General features: G+C 65.7%; 21 protein-coding genes. 11 read left to right on the forward strand and 10 right to left on the reverse strand.

Features of this window, described 5'->3' with window-relative positions; genetic code table 11:
* Positions 1 to 80 precede the first annotated feature (80 nt).
* The 9 genes from rapZ (at position 81) to RFA01S_RS27445 (ending at position 9,576) form a co-directional block, all read left to right on the forward strand.
* Complete coding sequence (gene rapZ / locus RFA01S_RS11985) at positions 81 to 947, forward strand: RNase adapter RapZ (protein ID WP_032365838.1); 867 nt, start codon at positions 81 to 83, stop codon at positions 945 to 947.
* Positions 944 to 1,972, forward strand: a complete 1,029-nt coding sequence (locus RFA01S_RS11990) for a gluconeogenesis factor YvcK family protein (protein WP_052053305.1) — start codon at positions 944 to 946, stop codon at positions 1,970 to 1,972. The genes rapZ and RFA01S_RS11990 overlap by 4 nt, the downstream gene beginning before the upstream one ends.
* The gene (gene whiA, locus RFA01S_RS11995) at positions 1,963 to 2,946 is read left to right on the forward strand and encodes a DNA-binding protein WhiA (RefSeq protein ID WP_027497005.1); all 984 of its coding nucleotides are present in this window, start codon (positions 1,963 to 1,965) and stop codon (positions 2,944 to 2,946) included. Before RFA01S_RS11990 ends, whiA begins: the two co-directional genes overlap by 10 nt.
* A gap of 121 nt (positions 2,947 to 3,067) precedes the next feature.
* Complete coding sequence (gene gap, locus RFA01S_RS12000; protein WP_008716538.1) at positions 3,068 to 4,087, forward strand: type I glyceraldehyde-3-phosphate dehydrogenase; 1,020 nt, start codon at positions 3,068 to 3,070, stop codon at positions 4,085 to 4,087.
* A 5-nt stretch (positions 4,088 to 4,092) separates the two neighbouring features.
* Positions 4,093 to 5,304: a phosphoglycerate kinase gene (locus RFA01S_RS12005; protein WP_032408276.1), complete on the forward strand. Its 1,212-nt coding sequence runs from the start codon at positions 4,093 to 4,095 to the stop codon at positions 5,302 to 5,304.
* 3 nt (positions 5,305 to 5,307) lie between these two features.
* Positions 5,308 to 6,093: a triose-phosphate isomerase gene (gene tpiA, locus RFA01S_RS12010; protein WP_032372465.1), complete on the forward strand. Its 786-nt coding sequence runs from the start codon at positions 5,308 to 5,310 to the stop codon at positions 6,091 to 6,093.
* A gap of 119 nt (positions 6,094 to 6,212) precedes the next feature.
* On the forward strand, positions 6,213 to 6,446 hold the full coding sequence (gene secG / locus RFA01S_RS12015) for a preprotein translocase subunit SecG (RefSeq protein ID WP_027497008.1): 234 nt from the start codon (positions 6,213 to 6,215) through the stop codon (positions 6,444 to 6,446).
* Between the two features lie 51 nt (positions 6,447 to 6,497).
* Complete coding sequence (ppc, locus tag RFA01S_RS12020; protein WP_032372464.1) at positions 6,498 to 9,329, forward strand: phosphoenolpyruvate carboxylase; 2,832 nt, start codon at positions 6,498 to 6,500, stop codon at positions 9,327 to 9,329.
* Positions 9,330 to 9,390: 61 nt separating this feature from the next.
* Positions 9,391 to 9,576, forward strand: a complete 186-nt coding sequence (locus tag RFA01S_RS27445) for a hypothetical protein (protein WP_139278435.1) — start codon at positions 9,391 to 9,393, stop codon at positions 9,574 to 9,576.
* Positions 9,577 to 9,629: 53 nt separating this feature from the next.
* Here RFA01S_RS27445 and pgl read toward each other — a convergent pair whose 3' ends face one another.
* From pgl to tkt, 5 genes are read right to left on the reverse strand one after another with little or no spacing between them, the layout of a single operon-like run.
* A complete protein-coding gene (gene pgl / locus RFA01S_RS12025; protein WP_027497010.1) occupies positions 9,630 to 10,373 on the reverse strand; it encodes a 6-phosphogluconolactonase in 744 nt (247 codons plus the stop codon).
* On the reverse strand, positions 10,366 to 11,274 hold the full coding sequence (opcA, locus tag RFA01S_RS12030) for a glucose-6-phosphate dehydrogenase assembly protein OpcA (RefSeq protein WP_337588084.1): 909 nt from the start codon (positions 11,272 to 11,274) through the stop codon (positions 10,366 to 10,368). Before opcA ends, pgl begins: the two co-directional genes overlap by 8 nt.
* Positions 11,271 to 12,827, reverse strand: a complete 1,557-nt coding sequence (gene zwf / locus RFA01S_RS12035) for a glucose-6-phosphate dehydrogenase (RefSeq protein WP_032372462.1) — start codon at positions 12,825 to 12,827, stop codon at positions 11,271 to 11,273. The genes opcA and zwf overlap by 4 nt, the downstream gene beginning before the upstream one ends.
* 3 nt (positions 12,828 to 12,830) lie before the next feature.
* The gene (gene tal / locus RFA01S_RS12040) at positions 12,831 to 13,955 is read right to left on the reverse strand and encodes a transaldolase (RefSeq protein ID WP_027497013.1); all 1,125 of its coding nucleotides are present in this window, start codon (positions 13,953 to 13,955) and stop codon (positions 12,831 to 12,833) included.
* A gap of 3 nt (positions 13,956 to 13,958) precedes the next feature.
* Positions 13,959 to 16,058, reverse strand: coding sequence for a transketolase (gene tkt, locus RFA01S_RS12045; protein ID WP_032372782.1), 2,100 nt, complete (start codon positions 16,056 to 16,058; stop codon positions 13,959 to 13,961).
* Between the two features lie 442 nt (positions 16,059 to 16,500).
* Between tkt and RFA01S_RS12050 the strand changes: the two genes are divergently transcribed.
* The gene (locus RFA01S_RS12050; protein WP_027497015.1) at positions 16,501 to 17,505 is read left to right on the forward strand and encodes a heme o synthase; all 1,005 of its coding nucleotides are present in this window, start codon (positions 16,501 to 16,503) and stop codon (positions 17,503 to 17,505) included.
* A 28-nt stretch (positions 17,506 to 17,533) separates the two neighbouring features.
* Here the strand turns inward: RFA01S_RS12050 and RFA01S_RS12055 are convergent, their stop codons facing one another.
* Positions 17,534 to 18,499: a quinone oxidoreductase family protein gene (locus tag RFA01S_RS12055; RefSeq protein WP_032372461.1), complete on the reverse strand. Its 966-nt coding sequence runs from the start codon at positions 18,497 to 18,499 to the stop codon at positions 17,534 to 17,536.
* 135 nt (positions 18,500 to 18,634) lie between these two features.
* Between RFA01S_RS12055 and RFA01S_RS12060 the strand changes: the two genes are divergently transcribed.
* Positions 18,635 to 19,009, forward strand: coding sequence for a hypothetical protein (locus tag RFA01S_RS12060; protein WP_027497017.1), 375 nt, complete (start codon positions 18,635 to 18,637; stop codon positions 19,007 to 19,009).
* A 190-nt stretch (positions 19,010 to 19,199) separates the two neighbouring features.
* Here the strand turns inward: RFA01S_RS12060 and RFA01S_RS12065 are convergent, their stop codons facing one another.
* From RFA01S_RS12065 to mptB, 4 genes are all read right to left on the reverse strand, one after another.
* Positions 19,200 to 20,204, reverse strand: coding sequence for a COX15/CtaA family protein (locus tag RFA01S_RS12065; protein ID WP_094622132.1), 1,005 nt, complete (start codon positions 20,202 to 20,204; stop codon positions 19,200 to 19,202).
* A 67-nt stretch (positions 20,205 to 20,271) separates the two neighbouring features.
* Positions 20,272 to 21,072, reverse strand: coding sequence for an ABC transporter permease (locus RFA01S_RS12070; RefSeq protein ID WP_032372459.1), 801 nt, complete (start codon positions 21,070 to 21,072; stop codon positions 20,272 to 20,274).
* Positions 21,069 to 22,013: an ABC transporter ATP-binding protein gene (locus RFA01S_RS12075; RefSeq protein ID WP_032372458.1), complete on the reverse strand. Its 945-nt coding sequence runs from the start codon at positions 22,011 to 22,013 to the stop codon at positions 21,069 to 21,071. Before RFA01S_RS12075 ends, RFA01S_RS12070 begins: the two co-directional genes overlap by 4 nt.
* Positions 22,010 to 23,668, reverse strand: coding sequence for a polyprenol phosphomannose-dependent alpha 1,6 mannosyltransferase MptB (gene mptB / locus RFA01S_RS12080; RefSeq protein WP_230595128.1), 1,659 nt, complete (start codon positions 23,666 to 23,668; stop codon positions 22,010 to 22,012). Before mptB ends, RFA01S_RS12075 begins: the two co-directional genes overlap by 4 nt.
* Between the last annotated feature and the right edge of the window lie 117 nt (positions 23,669 to 23,785).

Consider the following 23,785-nt stretch of genomic DNA (forward strand, 5'->3'; position numbering starts at 1 on the left):
AACACCAGACACAGGCACACCCTCCGTCCGAGCCGCACCCCGGAAACCCCGACGAGCGGGCAGATTCGCCGCGCGACGGCATCGAAGTGGCGTTGGTCACGGGCGTGTCCGGCGCCGGGTTGCGCACGGCCGCCAAGATTCTCGAAGATCTGGGTTGGTACGTGGCCGACAACCTGCCGCCCGAGCTCATTTCCAAGATGGTCGATCTCGGGCTGGAGTCGCAGCCCCGTATCGAGCGTCTCGCCTTGGTGATGGACGTGCGCAGCCGCCTGTTCACCGGCGATCTGGGCTGGGTGGTCAAGGAACTCGACTCCAAGGGTGTGCGCAATCGCGTGCTGTTCCTGGATGCGTCCGACGCCGTGCTGGTCCAGCGGTTCGAATCGAATCGGCGCAGTCACCCGTTGCAGAACGACGGCCAGGACGGAACTCTGACCGAGGGGATCACCGCCGAGCGACTACGGCTCGCGCAGGTCAAGGCGGCCGCCGACCTGACCGTCGACACGACCTCGTTGTCGGTGCACCAGCTTCGGCGCAAGATCGAAACGGTCTTCGGGGCCTCCGACACTGTCGGCGTCGGCGTGACGGTCCAATCCTTCGGCTTCAAGTACGGCTTACCGATGGATGCCGACCTGGTCTGCGACGTGCGTTTTCTGCCCAATCCGCACTGGGTGCCCGAACTGCGCGAACACACCGGTCAGGACGCGGATGTGCGCGACTACGTCCTCGGACAGAACGGGGCGCACGACTACCTGCAGACGTACACGCACCTGTTGAATCTGACCATCGAGGGATACGTGCGGGAAGGCAAGCGATACATGACGGTGGCCGTGGGCTGCACCGGAGGAAAACACCGAAGCGTCGCGATGACGGAGGCCCTGGCCGGTATTCTCGCCGAACAGGGGGACGTATCGGTCCGCGTCCTGCACCGTGATCTGGGCCGCGAATGAGCGATACTCCGCACCGTCCGGTATCGGGATCGGGTCCCAAGATCGTCGCTCTGGGCGGCGGCCATGGTTTGTACGCGACGCTGTCGGCAGCTCGGCTGCTCAGCAGCGATGTCACTGCAGTCGTGACGGTCGCCGACGACGGCGGGTCCTCGGGTCGTCTGCGGGCAGAACTCGGCGTCATCCCGCCCGGCGATCTCCGGATGGCGCTGGCTGCCCTGGCGCGCTCGGACGCCAGGACCCAGCTGTGGACCGACGTCATTCAGCACCGATTCGGGGGCACCGGTGCCTTGGCCGGCCACTCGGTGGGCAATCTGGTGCTCGCCGGGCTCACCGAAGTACTCGGCGACCCGATAGCTGCCCTCGACGAGATGGTGCACATGCTCGGTATCGACGGACGAGTGCTGCCGATGTCACCGATTGCGCTCGACATCGAAGCCGATGTGTCCGGCCTCGAGGACGACCCACGCGTGAGTCGCGTCATTCGCGGTCAGGTCGCCGTCGCCACGACGCCCGGCAAGGTTCGACGCGTGCGTCTGTTGCCACCGGATCCGCCTGCAACGCCGGCGGCGCTGGCCGCCATCGCCGCGGCGGACCTGGTCGTGCTCGGTCCCGGATCGTGGTTCTCGAGTGTCATTCCCCATGTTCTGGTGCCGGATCAGCTCGCTTCACTGGCGCGCACGAGCGCGCCCAAGGTACTGGTCCTCAACCTGGCACCGGAGCTGGGGGAGACCACCGGATTCTCCGCCGAGCGACATGTCCACGTACTCTCCCAACACGCACCTGATTTGGGAATCGACCACGTGTTGGTCGATTCTGCCTCGGTCCCGGAGGGCAGCAACCGCGAGCACGTTGCGCGCGCCGCGGCCCGGCTCGGCGCTGGGGTCGTCTACGTCGACGTTGCCGAAACCGGCACTCACGCACATCATTACGGAAAGCTGGCTGCTGCTCTCGGAGCCATCGTGTCGTCCACCGACGGCTCGGTACCGACAGCGGCGCGCAGAGAGGGGATCACTTCGTGGCCATGACAGCGGAGGTCAAGGACGAGCTGAGCAGGCTCACCGTCAGTCAGGTCAGCTGCCGCAAGGCCGAGGTGTCCGCCCTGCTGCGTTTCGCCGGCGGGTTGCACATCGTCGCGGGTCGAGTGGTGGTGGAGGCCGAGGTGGATCTCGGCTCCATCGCACGGCGGCTGCGACGCGAGATCTTCGAGCTGTACGGCTACTCCTCGGATGTCCACATGCTCAGTGCCGGAGGCCTGCGCAAGACGTCTCGGTACGTGGTGCGCGTGGCCAAGGACGGTGAGGCTCTGGCCCGCCAGACCGGGCTGCTCGACCTCCGTGGACGTCCCGTGCGTGGCCTGCCCGCTCAGGTCGTGGGCGGCACGGTCGGCGACTCCGAGGCCGCGTGGCGCGGCGCGTTTCTCGCCCACGGCTCGCTCACCGAGCCGGGCCGGTCGTCCGCGCTCGAGATCAGCTGCCCCGGGCCCGAAGCAGCGCTCGCCCTCGTCGGTGCCGCTCGGCGCCTCGGAGTGGCAGCCAAGGCACGTGAGGTGCGCGGCACCGATCGAGTCGTCGTACGAGACGGCGAAGCAATCGGAGCGTTGCTCACGCGCATGGGCGCTCAGGACACCCGGTTGGTGTGGGAGGAGCGCCGGATGCGCCGCGAGGTGCGGGCCACCGCCAACCGTCTGGCCAACTTCGACGACGCCAACCTGCGCCGGTCCGCTCGGGCCGCGGTTGCGGCCGCCGCTCGCGTCGAGCGGGCTCTGCACATTCTCGGCGACGACGTACCCGATCATCTCGCTGCGGCAGGTTCGCTTCGGGTTCAGCACCGCCAGGCCTCACTGGAGGAACTCGGTCAGTTGGCCGACCCGCCGATGACCAAGGATGCGGTGGCCGGTCGGATCCGGCGTCTGCTGTCCATGGCCGATCGGAAAGCGAAGGAGACCGGGATACCCGACACCGAGTCGGCGGTCACCGCAGAGCTGCTCGACGAGGCGTAGAGCGCCTCGATCGAGTGATGCGCGCGCTCCGCCGGAGCGCACACTAGGGTAGGAACCGCGTGTGGCACCCCGCATGCAGGCACGACCAGACATCTGTTTTCACAACTTTTAGGAGCGAACAGTGACGATCCGGGTAGGCGTCAACGGCTTCGGCCGCATCGGGCGTAACTTCTTCAGGGCTGTCGACGCGCAGAAGGCGCTCGGTACCACCGACATCGAAATCGTTGCTGTCAACGACCTGACCGACAACGCATCGCTCGCACACCTGCTCAAGTACGACTCGATCCTGGGCCGCTTGCCGCACGACGTCTCGCTCGAAGGCGAAGACACCATCGTCGTCGGCGGCCAGAAGATCAAGGCTCTGTCGCTGCGTGAGGGACCGTCCGCACTTCCGTGGGGTGACCTGGGTGTCGACGTCGTCGTCGAGTCCACCGGCATCTTCACCGATGCTGCGAAGGCTCAGGGTCACATCGACGCCGGTGCCAAGAAGGTCATCATCTCCGCGCCCGCCAAGGGCGAGGACATCACCATCGTCATGGGCGTCAACGACGACAAGTACGACGGCAGCCAGAACATCATCTCCAACGCGTCGTGCACCACCAACTGCCTCGGCCCCATCGCCAAGGTTCTCGACGACGAGTTCGGCATCGTCTCGGGTCTCATGACGACCATTCACGCGTACACGCAGGATCAGAACCTGCAGGACGGCCCGCACAGCGATCTGCGTCGTGCACGTGCCGCAGCTCTGAATGTCGTCCCCACCGGTACCGGTGCAGCCAAGGCCATCGGCCTGGTTCTCCCGCAGCTGCTCGGCAAGCTCGACGGCTACGCACTTCGGGTGCCGATCCCCACCGGCTCTGTCACCGACCTGACCGCTCTGCTGAAAAAGAAGGCCAGCGCCGAGGACATCAACGCCGCGATGAAGGCTGCCGCGGAGGGCCCGCTGAAGGGCATCCTGAAGTACAACACCGATCCCATCGTGTCCTCGGACATCGTCACCGATCCGCACTCGTCGATCTTCGACGCGCCGCTGACCAAGGTCATCGACGACCAGGTGAAGATCGTCTCCTGGTACGACAACGAGTGGGGCTACTCCAACCGCCTCGCCGACCTCATCGGTCTCGTCGGCAAGTCCCTCTGACACCGATGGCTGTCAAGACACTGCAGGATCTGCTCGATGCCGGTGTCGAAGGACGTGGCGTCCTCGTGCGATCGGACTTTAACGTCCCGCTCAAGGACGGCACGATCACCGACCCCGGCCGCATCCAGGCGTCGATTCCGACCCTTCGTGCACTGGTCGAAGCCGGAGCGAAGGTCATCGTCACCGCTCACCTCGGTCGCCCCGACGGCAAGCCCGATGCGAAGTACAGTCTGGCTCCGGTCGCTGCCAAGCTCGGCGAACTGCTCGGCCGGCACGTCCAGCTCGCGGGAGACGTTGTGGGTCAGGACGCCGAGGCACGCGCCGAGGGCCTGACCGACGGCGACGTACTGCTGCTCGAGAACATCCGCTTCGATCCGCGTGAGACCAGCAAGGACGAGTCCGAGCGAGCCGCACTGGCTCGCGAGCTCGTTGCTCTCGCCGGCGACGATGCGGCATTCGTCTCCGACGGATTCGGCGTCGTGCACCGCAAGCAGGCGTCGGTCTACGACGTGGCGCAGCTGCTTCCGCATTACGCGGGCACACTCGTCGCGGCCGAGGTCGAGGTGTTGGCCAAGCTGACCGAGGATGCGGCTCGTCCGTACGCGGTGGTGCTCGGCGGCTCCAAGGTCTCGGACAAGCTCGGCGTCATCGAGGCGTTGGCTCCCAAGGTCGACACCCTCGTCATCGGCGGCGGCATGGCGTTCACTTTCCTTGCGGCGCAGGGCTATTCGGTCGGTAACTCGCTGCTTCAGGAGGATCAGATCGGGGTCTGCAAGGACCTGCTCGAGCGCTTCGGCGACGTGATCCACCTTCCGGTCGACATCGTCGTAGGAGACAAGTTCGCGGCCGACGCCGAGTCGAAGACCGTGAAGGCGTCCGAAATTCCGGACGGCTGGATGGGTCTGGACATCGGACCGGACTCGGTCAGTCGTTTCGCCGTCGTGCTGTCCAATGCGAAGACGATCTTCTGGAACGGACCTGCAGGCGTCTTCGAGTTCGACAAGTTCTCGGCCGGTACCAAGGGCATCGCAGAGGCGATCATCGGAGCCACCGAGAAGGGCGCGTTCAGCGTGGTCGGTGGTGGTGATTCCGCGGCTGCGGTACGCACCCTCGGGCTGCCCGACGACGGCTTCTCGCACATCTCCACCGGTGGCGGTGCATCCCTCGAATACCTCGAGGGCAAGCAGCTGCCCGGTCTATCCGTCCTGGAGGCGTAACGCATGGCACGTAAGCCGCTCATCGCGGGCAACTGGAAGATGAACCTCAACCACCTCGAGGCCATCTCGCTTGTGCAGAAGATCGCCTTCTCGCTGCCCGAGAAGTACTTCGACAAGGTGGACGTCACGGTCATTCCGCCGTTCACCGACATCCGCAGCGTCCAGACGCTCATCGAAGGCGACAAGCTCCTGCTCACCTATGGTGCGCAGGACGTCTCCGCCGAGGACAGCGGCGCATTCACGGGCGAGATCAGCGGGTCGATGCTGGCCAAGCTGGGATGCACCTTCGTCGTGGTCGGCCACTCCGAGCGACGCACGTTGCACCGCGAGGACGACGCCGTCGTTCTGGCGAAGACGAAGGCTGCCTTGAAGAACGGGCTCACACCGATCGTGTGCATCGGCGAGGGTCTGAACATCCGTGAGGCCGGTGAGCACGTGGCCTACAACGTGGCTCAGCTCCGCGGTTCGCTCGACGGCCTCTCGGCCGACGACATCGCCAAGGTCGTCATCGCCTACGAGCCGGTATGGGCCATCGGCACGGGACGCGTGGCCTCGGCGTCGGACGCTCAGGAAGTGTGCGGTGCCATTCGGGAGGAATTGAAGGAATTGGCGTCGGCCGAGGTCGCCGCGGGCGTCCGCGTGCTGTACGGCGGTTCGGTCAACGCCAAGAACGTCGGCGAGATCGTCGGCCAGCCCGACGTCGACGGCGCGCTGGTCGGTGGCGCTTCGCTCAAGGCGGACGAGTTCGCCACATTGTCGGCCATCGCCGCAGGGGGACCGTTGCCCTGATCGGCCATCGTCACCGCTGCACAGAACTGGTTTCGGACACCTCGCTTCGGCGGGGTGTCCGAAGTCGTTCGTGGGGCCAGGTAGGCTGCTGAGGGCATCGAATCGAGTTTGAGGTGGACATGGATCTGTTTCTGGATATTCTGCTGGTCATCACCAGCCTGGCGCTGATCTTGCTGATCCTGCTGCATCGCGGCAAGGGTGGCGGTCTGTCCAGCCTGTTCGGTGGCGGCGTGCAGTCCAGCCTGTCCGGCTCCACGGTCGTCGAGAAGAACCTCGACCGCCTCACCGTATTCACCGGCCTCATCTGGCTCATCGCGATCCTCGGGATCGGTCTCGAGATCAAGTACACCTGATCCGTCCCGGCTCCGAGTGCGAGTTGACGGCCGAGCGACGATACTGGGGGGATGAGCGAATCCTCTTACGAGTCAGTCGGTTCCCCGGCATTCGTCACACCGACAGCTCGCGGGCGAGAGTTGACCGAGCCACTGCGGGAGGACATCCGCTATCTCGGCGGCATCCTCGGTGAGATCATTCGGGAACACGAGGGCGACGAGGTCTTCGAGCTCATCGAGTCCGCGCGAGTGGAATCCTTCGCGGTGCGCCGCTCGGAGATCGAACGCGACGACTCTGTCGGCCGGTACACCGATGTCGAAGTGGCTCAAGCTGTTCCGTTGATCCGCGCGTTCAGCCACTTTTCGTTGCTGGCGAACCTGGCCGAGGATCTTCACCGTGAGCGCCGGAGAGCCATTCATCTGGACAACGGAGACCCGCCGCAGGACAGCAGCCTGGACGCCACGTGGTCGAAGATCGACGCCGCCGCTCCGTCGCGCGAGCAGGTCGCCGCCGCGCTGACCGACGCGTTGGTGGCCCCGGTCATCACCGCGCACCCCACCGAAACGCGTCGTCGAACGGTGTTCGACGTCCAATCGAAGATCACCGCACTGATGCGTCGGCGCGAGGTCGCGTCGGCTGCCCCGGAGGGCAAAGCCGCCGGAGCCGCCAAGGAATTGGCCGTGATCGACGTGCAGATTCGCCGGCAGGTGCTGACGCTGTGGGAAACCGCCCTGATTCGGCTGTCGCGATTGCGCATCCAAGACGAGATCGAAGTGGGTCTCCGATACTTCGAGTCCTCGCTGTTCGATGTCATGCCCGCCCTCAATGCCGATGTCCGCGCGGCGCTGCGAGCGCGATGGCCGGAGGACGACCTGCTGCCGCGGCCGATACTTCGGCCGGGGTCGTGGATCGGAGGAGACCGCGACGGTAACCCGAACGTCACCGGCGAGGTGGTGCACACGGCCACTCATCAGGCCGGTTACGTGGCGTTCGAGCACTACCTCGACGAACTGGTTGCGTTGGAGAAAGAGTTGTCGATGTCCGCGCGGCTCGTCGCGGTCACCGAGGAACTGGAGGCTCTGGCCGAGGCGTCTGCGGAACCGGACGACCGCCGGGCCGACGAACCGTACCGTGTTGCCGTTGTCGGTATCCGGGCCCGGCTGACAGCAACGGCACGGGCGGTGCTCGACGCGGTTCCGGTGTCCGGAATCGATCTCGGTGCCAACCCGTATGCGAGCCCGCAGGAAGTCCTCGACGATCTCGACACTCTGGACCGCGCGCTCCGGGCCGACGGAGACGGTCTGATCGCCGACGATCGGCTGCTTCGACTGCGGCAATCGGTCGAGACGTTCGGATTTCATCTCCAGGCTCTGGACATGCGGCAGAACTCCGAGACCCACGAGGAAGTGGTCGCGGAGCTGTTGGCCTGGGCCGGGGTTCATCAGGACTACCGGTCTCTCGACGAGGACGAGCGCGTGTCGGTGCTGTCCCACGAACTCGCCACTCGGCGTCCCTTGATCGGGCCCACCGCGCAACTTAGTGACCTCGCTGCGAAGGAACTGGGCATCGTCAAGGCGGCCAAGGAGGCCATCGACCACCTGGGCCCGGACACCGTTCAGAACTACATCATCAGCATGTGTCAGTCCGTCAGTGACATGCTCGAGGCGGCCCTGCTGCTCAAGGAAGCGGGGATCTTCGATCCCGGCGTCGACGGTTCGGCACCTACGTCGACGGTGGGTGTCGTGCCGCTCTTCGAGACGATCGAGGACCTGCAGCAGGGTGCCGCGACGCTGCTCGCCACTCTCGACGTTCCGATCTATCGAGCTCTCGTCGCCGGTCGAGGCATGAACCAGGAGGTCATGCTCGGTTACTCGGACTCGAACAAGGACGGTGGCTATCTCGCGGCCAACTGGGCGCTGTATCGGGCAGAACTCGACCTGCTCGAAGCGTCCCGTAAGACAGGAATTCGGTTGCGACTCTTCCACGGTCGCGGTGGCACCGTCGGGCGCGGCGGCGGCCCCAGTTACGACGCGATTCTGGCGCAACCGCCCGGCGTGGTGCAGGGATCGCTTCGTCTCACCGAGCAGGGCGAGATCATTGCAGCGAAGTACGCCGAACCGTCGATGGCGCGGCGCAACCTCGAATCGTTGGTCGCGGGCACACTCGAATCGACGCTGCTCGACCTCGAAGGATTGGGTGACGGCGCCGAGGCCGCCTACGACGTTCTGGACGATCTCGCGGCCAAAGCTCGGGCAGCGTACGGCCGGCTGGTGCACGAGGAGCCCGGGTTCGTCGAGTACTTCCGCACGTCCACGCCCGTTGCCGAGGTCGGCGAGTTGAACATCGGGTCGCGTCCGGCGTCGCGTAAGCCGACGAATTCCGTGTACGACCTGCGTGCTATCCCCTGGGTGATGTCGTGGAGTCAGTGCCGCGTCATGCTGCCCGGCTGGTACGGCACCGGATCGGCGTTCGAGGAGTGGGTCGGTGACGACGACTCCAAGCTGGAGGTACTCGCGGATCTGTATCGAAAGTGGCCGTTCTTCCGCACTGTGCTGTCCAACCTGGCGCAGGTCATGGCCAAGTCCGATCTGGGCATCGCCGCTCGGTATGCGGAACTCGTTCCCGACGCCGACCTCCGCGCACGCATCTTCGGCATGATCGAGGCCGAACACGCCACCACCGTTCGGATGTATCTGAAGATCACCGGTCACAGTCGACTGCTTGAGGACAACCCGGCGCTGGAGCGATCGGTACACAACCGGTTCCCGTACCTGGAACCTCTCAACCAGATGCAGGTCGAGATGTTGCGTCGATACCGCAACGGCGACGACGACGAACGGGTCAAACGAGGAATCCTGCTGACGATGAACGGCCTGGCCACGGCACTACGCAACAGCGGCTAGCACCGTACGTCTCGCTGCGCTGCCGCGGAACCGGTGGCCGACAGTCTGCGTCCAACCGGGTATGAGGACGTGCAGAAACACTCTCGACGCGTGGCGGGACGGGACGGCGTATCGGGTGATCGCTCGATCGCGGTATGCGGACTTCCGAGGCGGACTCGGTGACGACGGCGAGTCCATGCGTGGTTCGGACGGCAGTGCTTCGGACGGCGTCGGTTCGAACGACTACGGCGTCGATTCAGGGGAGTGAATCTCCTGAATCGACGCCGCAGTACGTCTGCTGTCAGCTGTGGCTCGAGCCGATCACCGGTCCAGCTGTGAGGCCGCTGCCTCGTCGACGAACCAGACCGTCGATTCCGCGCCGATGGCACCGGCCGACGGCCAGTCGTCGGACGCTGCTCCGCCGACGGCGGCGGCAACGGCCTCGGCCTTCCCTGCACCGGACACCAGCAACCACACGTGCTTCGCCCTCCGGACGGCGGGCAGGGTGAGTGTGATGCGTACCGGCGGCGGCTTGGGGGAGTCCTCGACGGCCACGACAAAGCGATGCTGTTCGCGCACCGCGTCGGTGTGCGGGAAGAGCGAGTTGATGTGGCCCTCGCCGCCCATACCCAACAGGTGGATGTCGAAGTCGGGGCATTGACCGTCGTCGGCCCGTGAGTGCAGCGTCTGTGCGTACGCCGCCGCAGCCGTTTCCGGGTCGGAGCCGTAGGCACCGTCCGACGTCGCCATCGTGAACAGTCGATCCGGGTGCACGTCCACGTGCTTCAGCAGCGCGTCCGATGCCTGGACCTCGTTGCGCTCGGGGTCGCCCGAGGGCAGAAAGCGCTCGTCACCGAAGTAGATATCCACCCGCGACCAGTCGATGGCCCCGGAATCCGCGCGCAATGCCTCGAGGAGGGCGATTCCTGTCCCGCCTCCGGTCAACACCACCGACGCGACACCGCGCTCGGCCTGCGCCGCGACGACAACGTCGACGAAGCGAGTGCGGGCGGCATCGACCAGCCCTTGTGCGTCGAGGTATCGGAGGACCGACTGATTACTCATAGCTCACTTTCGACAGACCGTGGAGGGCGAGTTCGTAGATTTCGTCCGTATCGAGCCGCCGCAGTTCCTCGGCCAGGCACTCGCGGGTGTTGCGACGTGCCAGAGCAACCTGAGCGTCGGGCTGACCGGTACGCCGCAGTGTGGCGGTTTTTCCGGTCTGCGGACGGGTCAGCGAAATACTGCTGTTCTCCCTGGTCAGCTCGACCTTGAGCTCGCCGGCTCGCCGGTAGACCGGCACGTCGAGCTTCGCCGCCAACCAGCCGGCCAGAATGTCGAGTGCAGGCTCCGCTGCCAGTCCCGACACGGTGGCCGAGGTGACGGCCTCGAACGGTGCCTGATCGAGGGCAGTCGCCAGCAGGCCGCGCCAGTAGGTGATTCGGCTCCACGACAGATCCGTATCACCCTCGGTGTAGCTGCTCAGCCGTCCCTTGATCGCTGCGGTGGTATCCGACGAATTGGTGGCGTCGGTGATCCGCCTGATCGCCAACCGGCCCAGTGGATCCTTCGCCGGTACCGTCGGTGCCTCGTCCGGCCACCAGGCGACGATCGGCGTATCGGGCAGCAGGAACGGAATGACGACGCTGTGTTCGTGATCGGCGAGCTCGCCGTTCAGTCGTAGTACGACGACCTCGGACGCGCCGGCGTCTCCACCGACGCGGATCTGGGCGTCGAGACTCGACTCGGCGGACCGATCACCGTGGATGAGGACGATGACGCGACAGGGATGTTCCCGGCTCGCCTCGTTGGCGGCATCGATCGCCCGTTCGGCCTTGCTCGCATCACGGCTTGCGACGATCAAGGTCAGTACACGGCCGATGGTGACCGCGCCACCTGCTTCACGAACCTCGACGAGCTTCTTGCCGACCTCGGCCGTCGTGGTGGCGGGAATGTCGACAATCAAGGCCTTCTCCATTCGCGTCCGGTGCGGTGCATCATCTCGTCACCCGAGGACGGACCCCAGGTGCCGGCCTCGTACGGTTCGGCGGTGCCGCCCGAGGCCCAGTACTCGAGAATCGGGTCGAGAATCTTCCACGACAGTTCCACTTCGGCGTTGACCGGGAACAGTGAGGGCTCACCCAGGAGTACGTCGAGTATCAGTCGCTCGTACGCCTCGGGAGATGACTCGGTGAACGCCTGGCCGTAGCTGAAGTCCATGCTGACGTCGCGCACCTGCATGCTGGACCCGGGAACTTTGGAACCGAAGCGCATCGTGACGCCCTCGTCCGGCTGGACTCGAATGACCAGTGCGTTCTGCCCCAGTTCCTCGGTCATGGTGGCGTCGAACGGCAGATGGGGGGCACGCTTGAACACCATTGCGATCTCGGTGACTCTGCGGCCCAACGCCTTTCCCGTACGCAGATAGAACGGAACTCCACCCCAGCGCCGAGTGTCGACCTCGAGGGTGATGGCGGCGTAGGTTTCGGTGTTCGACTCGGAGTCGAACCCCTCTTCCTCCTTGAGCCCCTTCACTTTCTGGCTGCCCTGCCACCCGGCGGAGTACTGCCCGCGGGCGGACGTGCGATCGAGCGGCTCGGCGAGCTTGGTCGCCGAGAGCACCTTGATCTTCTCGGACTGCAGCTCGGTGGGGTTGAAACTCACCGGCTCCTCCATCGCAGTGATCGCGAGCAACTGGAGGAGATGGTTCTGAATGACGTCGCGGGCTGCCCCGATTCCGTCGTAATAGCCTGCGCGGCCACCCAATCCGATGTCCTCGGCCATCGTGATCTGCACGTGGTCCACATAGTGCGCGTTCCAGATCGGATCGAACAACTGGTTGGCGAAGCGCAGCGCGAGAATGTTCTGCACCGTCTCCTTGCCCAGGTAGTGATCGATCCGAAAGACGGTGTCCTCGGGGAACACTCGGTTCACGATCGCGTTGAGCTCCTTGGCGCTCTGCAAATCGTGACCGAACGGCTTCTCGATGACGACGCGTCGCCAGTTGCCGTCCTGCGCCTGGGCCAGTCCGGAGCGTGAAAGTTGTTGCAGTACAACAGGGAACGCGCCGGGTGGGATCGAGAGGTAGAAGGCATGGTTTCCGCCGGTGCCGCGGGTGGCGTCGAGCTCGGTGAGAGTCCGCGACAACTCGTCGAACGCGGCATCGTCGTCGAACGAACCCTGAACGAACCGGAAGCCCTCGGCAAGGGTGTTCCACACCTCTTCGCTGAACGGAGTTCGAGCATGATCGCGTACCGAGTCGTGCACGATCTTCTCGAAATCCTGGTTCTGCCACTCACGGCGAGCGAAGCCGACCAGGGCGAAACCGGGGGGTAGGAGCCCCCGGTTCGCCAGGTCGTACACCGCAGGCATGAGCTTCTTACGCGCGAGGTCACCGGTCACCCCGAAGATGACCATGCTGCACGGCCCGGCGATGCGGGGGAGCCGCTTGTCTCGCGCGTCGCGAAGTGGATTACGCCAGTCCGCGGAATTCAGGTTTTCTGTGTCTGCGGTGGGCACAGGTCAGCTCTTCTGACCTGCTTGGCGGAGCTGCTCCTCGGTAGCTTCGAGCAGCTCGTTCCACGCAGCCTCGAACTTCTGGACGCCCTCGTTCTCCAACGTCAGGAAGACGTCGGTGAGGTCGATTCCCAGGGCGGAGATGCGGTCGAAGATCTCCTGCGACTCCGGTCCCTTACCCGAGACGGTGTCGCCGACGATCTCGCCGTGGTCTGCGACCGCGTCCATGGTCTTCTCCGGCATCGTGTTCACGGTGTTCGGAGAGACGAGCTCGGTGACGTACATGGTGTCCGGGTAGGCGTCGGACTTGACGCCCGTCGAAGCCCACAGTGGCCGCTGCGGACGTGCACCGTTGCCCGCGAGTTCGCGGAACCGAGGAGCCACCTCGAAGACCTGCTGGTACGCCACGTACGCGAGGCGCGCATTGGCCAGCGCGGCCTTGCCCTTGAGGGCCTCGGCGTCGGGGGTGCCGATGGCGTCCAGGCGGGAGTCGATCTCGCTGTCCACGCGGGACACGAAGAACGACGCCACGGAATGGATCTTGTCGAGGTCGTGACCGGCGGCGCGGGCGGCCTCGAGACCCTCGAGGTACGCGTTCATGACCAGCTCGTAGCGCTCGACGGAGAAGATCAGGGTCACGTTGACGCTGATTCCCTCACCGATCACCTTGGCAATGGCGGGGATGCCTTCTTCGGTTGCCGGAATCTTGATCAGGAGATTCGGACGGTCGACGATCTTCCAGAGTTCGACGGCCTGCTCGTACGTCTTGTCCGCGTCGTGCGCCATGCGGGGGTCGACCTCGATCGACACGCGGCCGTCGACGCCCGCGCTGGCCTCGTACTGCGGTACGAGGATGTCGCACGCCTCACGGACGTCGTCGGTGGTGACGGTGCGAATCGTGGTCTCGACATCGGCACCTTCGCCGGCGAGCTTGGTGACCTGCTCGTCGTAAGCATCGCCCTTGCTCAATGCGGCCTGGAAGATCGACGGGTTGGTCGTCACGCCGACGACGCTCTTGGTGTCGATCAGGTCCTTGAGGTTGCCCGACCGAATGCGGTCGCGGGACAGGTCGTCCAGCCAGACCGAAATTCCGGCGGCGGACAGCTCGGCAAGGTTTTTGTTCTGGGTCATGAGTTATCCCTTCACGTTGGTGATGGAGCGCTGCGCGGCCGCGACGACGGCGTCGGCCGTGAAGCCGAACTCGCGGAAAAGTGTTGCCGCATCGGCAGATTCGCCGTAGTGCTCGAGCGAGATGATCTCGCCGAAACCGCCGACGATCTTCCACCACGGCATCGCGATGCCGGCCTCGATGGACACCCGCGCCTTGACGGTGGGCGGAATGACCTGGTCGCGGTAGTTCTGGTCCTGGCTCTCGAACCACTCGACACACGGCATCGACACCACGCGTGCCGCGATGCCCTGCGCCTCTAGCAGTTTCTGGGCCTCCACTGCGTACTGCAGTTCGGAACCGGTGCCGATCAGGACGACGTCAGGGCTGGCCTTCGACGATTCGGAGAGGATGTAGCCACCCTTCGAGACGCCCTCGAAGCTGGTGCCTTCCAGGATCGGGATGCCCTGACGCGTCAGCGCCAGGCCGACGGGCCCGCTGCTGCTCGACCTGGCGAGCACCGACTGCCAGGCGTAGGCCGTCTCGTTGGCGTCACCGGGGCGTACGACAGACAGGTTGGGAATCGCACGCAGGGCCGCGAGGTGCTCGACCGGCTGGTGCGTCGGGCCGTCCTCGCCGAGGCCGATGGAGTCGTGGGTCCATACGTAGATGGGATCGATGTCCATCAGCGACGCCAGGCGAACCGACGGCCGCATGTAGTCGCTGAACTGCATGAACGTTCCGCCGTACGCGCGGGTCGGACCGTGCATGACGATGCCCGACAGGATCGCACCCATGGCGTGCTCGCGGATACCGAAGTGCAGCGTGCGGCCGTAGGGCTCGGCGTCCCAGTCGTCGGTGGAGATCGACGTGGGGCCGAAGGACTTCGCACCCTTGATCGTGGTGTTGTTGCTGCCTGCGAGGTCGGCCGAGCCGCCCCACAGTTCCGGAAGAACGGGTCCGACGGCGTTGAGGACCTCGCCCGACGCCGCACGCGTGGCGACGGCCTTGCTGCCGGGCTCCCACGTGGGCAGCACGTCGGTCCAGTTCTCGGGCAGCGTGCCCTGCTGAAGACGGTCGAGCAACTGCTTGCGCTCGGGCTCACGGGCTGCCCAGGACTCGAACTGCGTCATCCACTCGTTGTGTGCCGCGCGGCCGCGTTCCTGGAGCTTGCGAGTGTGGCCGATTACCTCGTCGCTGACCTCGAACGTCTTGGCCGGGTCGAAGTCCAGGGCCTGCTTGACCTTCGCGACCTCGTCGTCGCCCAGCGCGGCACCGTGGACGGCACCGGTGTTCATCATCGTCGGAGCCGGGAACCCGATGATGGTCCGCAGCACGATGATCGACGGCTTGTCGGTGACGGCCTTGGCGGCCTCGATGGCGTCCTCGATCGCGGTGACGTTCTCGCCGCCCTCGACGACCTGTACGTGCCACCCGTAGGCCTCGTACCGCGCGGCGGTGTTCTCGGACAGGGCGATGTCGGTCGAGTGCTCGATCGAGATCTTGTTGTCGTCGTAGAACAGGATCAGGTTGCCGAGCTGCTGGGTGCCAGCGAGCGACGACGCCTCGGACGTGACGCCCTCTTCGATGTCGCCGTCGGAGGCGATCACATAGATGAAGTGATCGAACGGGCTCTCGCCGAGCGCAGGTTCGGGATCGAACAGTCCGCGTTCACGGCGCGATGCCATTGCCATTCCCACAGCGGATGCCAGTCCCTGGCCGAGTGGGCCGGTGGTGATCTCGACGCCGTCGGTGTGGCGGAACTCGGGGTGCCCCGGGGTCTTGGACTTGTAGGTCCGCAGTGCTTCGATGTCTGCGAGCTCGAGACCGAAACCGCCCAAGTAGAGCTGCAAGTACAGGGTGAGGCTCGAGTGACCGCACGACAGTACGAACCGGTCGCGGCCGATCCAGTGGGTGTCGGTGGGGTCGTGGCGCATGGTGCGCTGGAAGAGGGTGTACGCGAGGGGAGCCAAGCTCATCGCGGTTCCGGGGTGGCCGTTGCCGACCTTCTGCACTGCGTCCGCTGCCAGGACACGAACGGTGTCGACCGCCCGGGTGTCCAGGTCCGTCCAGTCGCTGGGGTGGTGCGCCGTGGTGAGGACGTCAATATCGTCTGTGATCGACACGAGCAGAAATCTCCTGACATTCGTTCGAGTTGTGGCTCCGAGGATTCGTCGCTCGGCGGTAACTGCACAGCGCCTGCGTGAGGCGCGAACGTAGTCGATGCCGAAGGACGTCCCCCACCAGCCTAGTTCCGACCGACGCTACTGTCGTGCCTTCCCCCGTCGGAGCACGAACGTGTGTGGCGTCGCCGCATCGTTCTTCGGTTTGGGTGCCCTGCGAATTGGACGTGCAAACCCCGCCGTCTACCATCGTCTGTAGTAGGCGCATGCTCGACGGCTCCCGGGGGCAATTTCCGAACCGGGACCATCCGCGTGCGCGTCGGTGGCCGAGGTCCTCGTGAGGGTTCTCCCAGGATCGGTCGGCCGCCAGGAACGAACCCGCGTGCCCGACGGCGCGTGGCAAGTGGCCGAGCGCCAGAGAACGACAGTCGTGCGAGGAGACGCAGTGCGAATTGGGCAGCAGCCGGGCGGACACGGTTTCGCCGGCGGCCCCGGATTCGGAGCAGACGACCAGGGCGACACCGAACACGCCGCGCCGGCGTCGGCGCCGCGCAGAGCGTGGGCTCTCTTCCTGGCCTATGTCGCGCTGACGAAGCCTCGGGTCATCGAACTACTTCTCGTCACGACCATTCCCGCGATGCTGCTGGCAGATCGCGGTCACGTGGACCCGTGGCTGATTCTCACCACACTGTTCGGTGGAATGCTGGCCGCGGCGAGCGCGAACACCTTGAACATGGTGGTCGACGCAGACATCGACAAGGTGATGAAGCGCACCGAGAAGCGGCCGTTGGCCCGCGGCGCGATGCCTGTGTCGCACGCACTGGTGTTCGGTCTCGTCCTCGGGGTGTTCTCGTTCTTCTGGCTCTGGGCGACGACCAACCTCCTCAGCGGCGTGCTGGCCGTCGTCACGATCTGCTTCTACATCTTCGTCTACACCCTGGTGCTCAAGCGCCGAACTTCGCAGAACGTGGTGTGGGGCGGTGCCGCCGGCTGCATGCCGGTCATGATCGGCTGGTCCGCCGTCACCGGCACGATCGGCTGGCAGGCGCTGGTGATGTTCCTCGTCATCTTCCTGTGGACACCGCCGCACACCTGGGCCTTGATGCTTCGCTACAAGGAGGACTACCAGGCGGCCAACGTCCCGATGCTTCCTGCCGTCGCGTCGGAGACCAAGGTGACCAAGCACATCGTGCTCTACGCGTGGGCCACGGTTGCTGCGACGTTGGCACTGGCCCCGGGCTCCGGCGTCGTCTACGCGGTGATCGCGGTGGCATCGGGAATTTGGTTCCTCGTCGTGGCGCATCGCCTGTACGCAGGCGTGCGGGCTGGAACACCGGTCAAGCCTCTCAAACTGTTCATCCTGTCCAACGAATACCTGGCGCTGGTGTTCTGCGGCCTCGCCGTCGACTCTGTCCTCGGCTGGCAGACGCTCGCCCAGCTGGTCTCCTGAGCGAGCGCCTCCTCACATCTGCACCCGATCAGGGGACGAGAACGATCGAACCGGTCGTCTTACGTCCTTCCAGGTCCATATGTGCCTGCGCGACATCTTCGAGCGCGTAGCGAGCGCCGACCTCGACCGTCAGAGCGCCGCTCGACAACGCCTCGAACACATCGCCCGCACGCCATTCGAGCTCGGCCCGGTCCCGTATGTGATGCGCCAGCGTGGGTCTGGTCAGAAACACCGATCCGGCCCCGTTGAGCCGTTGTGGGTCGAACGGCGGTACCGGTCCGCTCGCAGCACCGAACAGGGCCAGCGTGCCTCTGATGCGCAGCGACGCCAGACTGGCCTCGAACGTGTCGGCTCCGACACCGTCGTAGACGGCATGGACGCCCTCGCCGCCGGTGAGCTCGCGAACCTGGGCCGCAATGTCGTCGTCGTACCGCAGTACGTGGGCGGCACCGGCCTGGGCCGACCGCTCTGCTTTGGCATCGGTGGACACCGTCGTGATGACCCGTACCCCCTTTCCGACCGCCATCTGGGTCAGCAGTAGTCCGACGCCTCCCGCGCCCGCGTGCACGAGGACCGTGTCGCCGCTGCGCGCCGGGTAGGTGGACTCGATCAGGTAGTGCGCAGTCATGCCCTGGAGCAGCGCCGACGCCGCCTGATCGGCCGGAACGCCGTCGGGAACGGATATGGCGGACGAGGCGTCCACGACGACGAACTCGGCATAGCTACCCGGCGCGGCCGCCCAGGCGATGCGGTCCCCAGGAGCGAACGCGGTGACGTCAGGGCCGGCCTCGTGGACAACTCCGGAACCCTCGTCGCCGGGGATGTAGGGCAGGGACCGTGGATACAGGCCGCGGCGGAAGTAGGTGTCGATGTAGTTGATCCCGATGGCGTCGACGCGCACGAGAACCTGCCCCGGTCCGGGCTCGGGAATGGGCACGTCCACGACGACCATGACCTCGGGTCCGCCGGTGTTGTCTACTCGAATGGCACGCATATCCCTGTTCTACACGGGAGCGATGTGAGTTCGAGAGCGGACGCACGCTTCCACGACGGGTGCGACAAGTTACCGATCAGTAGCGATTCGGCGGGCCGATGCCGCCACGGTGGACGACCTCGGTATCGTGTCTGCATGGCTACCGAAATCGACAGTGCGGGCAACGAGAAGGACACGTCCAACGAGGTTCCGAAGGGAACTCTCGCGGCTGTGAAGGCTTTTCTCGCCGATCACGGCAACTCGGCAAGTGTGGTGATCCAACCCATCGGTCGGGCCGGAACCCGGCTCACGCTGGTCGGCGCAGACGGAGTGCTCGGAGACCAGGTGGTTCCGTCCACAGCGGTCGCACACGCGATAGTCGCCAGGTTCGACGAACTGACCGAGGCGGAGTGGGACCGCGAGCTGGTCAGTTCGGTCAATCCGGCACCGGGCCATTACGAGAAGATGGCCGGCTGGGTCGCTCGGCAGAAGAAGTTCCCCAAGGCCCGCAACCAGGCCATCGTCGGGTAGGACGAGAGTCGCAAAGTTTTTTCGACTCGACGGGAACCGTCTCGCGGTCCTATGCGTCGAAATCAGTGGAGGGGCAGTCGGCCATCTGAGGGGGAGGTCGGCTGCCCCTCCACTGCGATTCGAAACTGCTGTGCTCGGACACGCGCGTGTCGAGCCGGCTGAGGAGCCGACACCCGAAGACTGCCGGGCCTCAGGACGCTGCGGCGACCCTGTCCACGTCGGCTTCCCGATCGGCAACCGCAGGCCCGCGTGTTCTGCACGATGCCCACAGCGCAGCCGTGGCAGCCGTGCAGGCACCGGCACCGGCAACGTGGAACGCGACGAGTACTGCGGGAACGCCCGTGAAGTACTGCACCAGGCCGATCAGGGACTGGGCCAGCACGATCGCCACCAGAACGTGCAGCCGCTGCTTGACGGCAGTCGGCGCTCCGACCGCGTACAGAGCGAAACCGAGCCCGACGAGCAGCGCGAGATACCCGACCAGGAATTGCGAGTGGGCGTGCACCAGCGTGACGATCTCGATGCCCAGGCGCGGTACCGGCTCGTCGATGCTCTTGTCGCCGGCGTGCGGGCCGGCACCGGTCACCATCGTCCCGGCGATCAGTACGCCGGTCAGCGCGACGCCGGACAGGGCAGTGAGCCCGCGTAGCGCGGCGGGGACGGTGGGCAGCGACTTCGGCGCGGCGTCGGTTTCACCCACCTTGACGAACAGCAGGGTAGCCAGCCAGACCATTGCCATCGACACCACGAGGTGAATGGCCACTGTCCACCACAGCAGGCCGGTCAGCACGGTGACGCCACCGATGACGGCCTGCACGACGGTTCCCAGCGGCATGAACCACGCGAAGAGCAACACCTCGCGCCGCCGGGCCGCGCGAGTGACAGCGAGAACGACCGCCGCAGCGGCGATGACCACCACGAAGGTGAGCAGTCGATTGCCGAACTCGACTGCCTGATGCAGCACCGGAACCTCGGATACTCCGACCGGCGTGAAGCTTCCGGGGAAGCACTGTGGCCAGGTGGGGCACCCGAGCCCGGAGCCGGTCACTCGGACCACCGCACCGGTGACGGCTATGCCGCCCTGGGTGAGGATGGCGATGAACGCCAGCACCCGCTGTACCCGCAGCGAGGGCAGGGGCAGGTAGGCCACGAGGCGCAGGAACACGCCGTAGAGCTTCCGTAGGAGGTAGGGCACTCCACGATGGTAAACGCCGATCAACTACACAGCGTCGTTGGGTAGAGCGACCGGCGGAAAGCCTCGCTCAGGTGAATTTGAAGGTTCGGACCGCAAGAGTGCCGCAGACCGCAGCCCAGACGAGCAGCACGGCGATCCCGAAGAGGTCGAACGACGAGGCCACACCGCGGTTGAGCGCCTCGCCGAGTGCGCCGGACGGGACTATCCGTGCGACGATCTGCAGGCCCTGCGGAATCTGGTCGTCGACGAACACCGCGCTGCCGATCCCGAGCATCACGAACCAGGCGACGTTGGCCAATGCCAACACGATCTCCGCCCGCAGGGTGCCGCCGAGTAGCAACCCCATCGAGGCGAACGTGACCGTCCCCAAAGCGATGACGACCGCTCCCAGCAGCAGACCTGCCGGACTCGGTCGCCAGCCGAGGGCGACGCCGATCGAGCCCAGCAGAACCGACTGCATGATCACCACGATCACGACGGCTACCGACTTGCCGCCGATGATTCCCCACCGTGGGAGCGGCGTGGCACCGAGTCTCTTGAGGGCGCCGTAGCGTCGATCGAACCCGACGGCGATCGCCTGTCCGGTGAATGCCGTCGACATGATGGCCACCATCATCACCGCCGGCACGACCCGCGCGACGCGGTCGTCGCCGAGCTCACCGAACGGCAGCAGAGTGAGTCCGATCAGCAGCGTGATCGGAATGAACATCGTCAACAGCAGCTGCTCACCGTTGCGCAGCAACAACTTCAGCTCGAGACGCGACTGCGCGAACAGCATCCGGGCGGCCGACGCCGGCTGTGGGCGCGGCGCGAACAGTCCTGTCTCGAAACGGTTGTCGGCGAGCCGGGCTTCTCTGCGCACCGTCACATCCTCAATTCTCTGCCGGTCAGTTCGAGGAAGACGTCCTCGAGCCGCCGCTGATCGACCTGCAACTCCGTCGCAAGCACGTTCTGTTGTGCGCACCAGGAGGTGACGACCACCAGGATCTGCGGTTCGATCACTCCGGTGACCACGTACGACCCCGGTGACGTCTCCGACGGTACGTAACCGGAGGGCAGGGCCGCGTCGAGCAGGGACAGATCGAGACCTGGGGGAGCGGAGAAGCGCAGCTGTCCCTCGGCTCCCTGCTTGGTGAGCTCGGACGGGGATCCGGAGGCGACGATGCGGCCGTTGTCGATGATCGTCAACCGATCCGCCAGCTGCTCGGCCTCGTCCATCAGATGTGTGGTCAGTAGAACGCCGACGCCGTCGCGTCGAAGTGCGTCGATCAATTCCCACACCAGCAGTCGGGCCTGGGCGTCGAGTCCGGCTGTCGGTTCGTCGAGAAACACCAACTCGGGGCGGCCGACGATGGCACAGGCCAACGCCAGTCGCTGCTGCTGGCCACCGGACAACCGCCGATAGGGTGTGCGGACCGCCGAGGTCAGGCCCAGACAGTCGAGCAGCCACGTCGTGTCGAGAGGGTCGGCCGAGTACGAGGCGACGAGCTCGAGCATTTCGCCTGCCTTGGACCCCGGGTAGGCACCGCCTCCCTGCAGCATGACGCCGATGCGGGGTCGGAGCTGGGCGGACTCGGCGATGGGGTCGAGGCCGAGAATTCTGACCGTGCCGCTGTCGGGTACGACGAAGCCTTCGCACATCTCGACGGTGGTGGTCTTTCCGGCTCCGTTCGGGCCGAGCAGCGCGAGAACTTCACCCGCACCGATGCTCAGGCTCAGTCCGTCGACGGCGGTGGTGCCGTCGTAGGACTTGCGCACGTCGGTCAACTGCACGACAGGTTGCGCCGCATTCGACGTCCCGGAGATCACGAGGACTCAGCGTATTCGTCGGTGTGCCGCTCGGGTGCCGGTGGTCCGATGCGCGTGGGCCACGGCAGCCGGTTCCGTGTCAGCAGATACAACACGACGATGGTCAGGATGGTCATCACTGCGGCCTGCACGATCTGGAACGGCTGGTATTCGCTGCCGTTCGGCATGAGGATCACGCTGACCAGAGACGAGAAGGCAATGGCGGGACGCCGGAAGGACGGAGTGGTGGCCCATGCGGCCAGCGGAATCACCGCCCACAGCAGGTACCAGGGCTGGACTACCGGGAACAGCAGAACCACTGCTCCCAGCGCCACCCCCAGCGCTCCCACCGAGTGCAGTCGGCCCCTCAGAACAGCGACCAGCATGCGGATGACGATGACGCCGGCGACGACGGCTGCGATCGGCCGAGTGAGACTCAACACAGCGGTGGTGTGATCGCCGAGGCCGAGCAGCACGCCGACGAATCCGGTAGCCAGGCCGAGAATCGTGGGAATCGACATCCAGCTGCGCACCACCCCCGCGGTACCCAGAGTGTGGATCCAACCGAATCCGAGTCCGCTACCCAGGCTCACGGCGACTTGGACGGCAACGGCGATCGTGCCGAGCAGCAGCGCAGCGTAGACGACCGATCTCAGAGTGCCGCCCCACCGTCTCGACAGCGCCATGCCGACGAACCCCAGCGCTATCAGCGACGGGATCTTGATCGTCGACGAGAGTGCGATCACACCCGCTCCGCCGACGAGGAACGCGATATCGGTGCTGCGCAACGCACCCGGGCGCTCGATCGCACGCAGCGCCAGTTCGGTACCCGCGAGCATGAGACCGATCATCAGGGCCTCGTTGTGAATTCCGGCGACCAGGTGGAACAGCAACAGCGGATTCGCTGCACCGAGCCACAGTGCCGTGACCGACGCGACCCCGCAACGGCGTGCGAGACGCGGCAGCGCCCAGACGATCAGCGCGACTCCCGCCAAGGCGAGCAGTCGGTGCAGGAAGATGCCGGCGACGATGTTCTCGCCGGTCAAGTACGTGATCCCGCGCCCCATCCACAGGAACAGCGGACCGTAGGGTGCCGGAGTCTCTCGCCAGATGTTGGGCACCGTCCGGGTCAGGACGTTGTCGGCCCCCAGTGCATCCACGGGGCCGATCTCGTAGGGGTCGAGACCGCGGGCCGTGATCTCGCTCTGGGCCAGGTAGGAGTAGACGTCGCGCGAGAACATAGGCGGTGCGACGCTCAGCGGCAGGATCCACAGCAGCAGAGTTCGGTCCATCTGCGATCGGGACAGGCGGCGGGGAGTCGCGCCCGATCGCGTCCGCCCCAGCGCGAACCTGCCGAGCAGTAGCCACGCGAGGACCACGACGACGGTTCCCGTCATGGTCACCGTCAGAGCCGACGTGGCCATGCGCGACGGCAGGCTCAGTAACCGGACGCCCGCGATCGGGTTCTGCAGTACCGGCTGCGCACCCGCGCCGAGCGCGCCGATCGCCATCAGCAGCGCGCCCGCGGCTCCGAAACGGCGAATGTTGCGTAGTTGAACGGTCTCGGCGGGATCGAGACCGGGTGCCTCCGGCTCGTCGCCGTGCAACGTGGCGACACCGGCACCCGGTGGGGTCGGTTCCAGGCCGAACACGCGCCGAGCAGGGGTGAGAATCATCCTGTGCAGCAGCGTGCCGCGCGCGGATTCGGGGTTCTCGGGATCGGGGGACGAGCTGGCACCGGTCGCGGAAGGCGAGTTCTCGGAACTCTGCTCACTCTCGGTCGATGGCACAGT

This window comes from Rhodococcoides fascians NBRC 12155 = LMG 3623 (assembly GCF_001894785.1).
Taxonomy (GTDB): domain Bacteria; phylum Actinomycetota; class Actinomycetes; order Mycobacteriales; family Mycobacteriaceae; genus Rhodococcoides; species Rhodococcoides fascians.

Bases quoted from the DNA above. Each gene is read 5' to 3' on its own strand.
- RFA01S_RS11990 (WP_052053305.1), top strand. From the start codon at position 944: ATGAGCGATACTCCGCACCGTCCGGTATCGGGATCGGGTCCCAAGATC.
- RFA01S_RS12005 (WP_032408276.1), top strand. From the start codon at position 4,093: ATGGCTGTCAAGACACTGCAGGATCTGCTCGATGCCGGTGTCGAAGGA.
- tpiA (WP_032372465.1), top strand. From the start codon at position 5,308: ATGGCACGTAAGCCGCTCATCGCGGGCAACTGGAAGATGAACCTCAAC.
- secG (WP_027497008.1), top strand. From the start codon at position 6,213: ATGGATCTGTTTCTGGATATTCTGCTGGTCATCACCAGCCTGGCGCTG.
- ppc (WP_032372464.1), top strand. From the start codon at position 6,498: ATGAGCGAATCCTCTTACGAGTCAGTCGGTTCCCCGGCATTCGTCACA.
- RFA01S_RS27445 (WP_139278435.1), top strand. From the start codon at position 9,391: ATGAGGACGTGCAGAAACACTCTCGACGCGTGGCGGGACGGGACGGCG.
- pgl (WP_027497010.1), bottom strand. From the start codon at position 10,373: ATGAGTAATCAGTCGGTCCTCCGATACCTCGACGCACAAGGGCTGGTC.
- tal (WP_027497013.1), bottom strand. From the start codon at position 13,955: ATGACCCAGAACAAAAACCTTGCCGAGCTGTCCGCCGCCGGAATTTCG.
- RFA01S_RS12055 (WP_032372461.1), bottom strand. From the start codon at position 18,499: ATGCGTGCCATTCGAGTAGACAACACCGGCGGACCCGAGGTCATGGTC.
- RFA01S_RS12060 (WP_027497017.1), top strand. From the start codon at position 18,635: ATGGCTACCGAAATCGACAGTGCGGGCAACGAGAAGGACACGTCCAAC.
- mptB (WP_230595128.1), bottom strand. From the start codon at position 23,668: ATGATTCTCACCCCTGCTCGGCGCGTGTTCGGCCTGGAACCGACCCCA.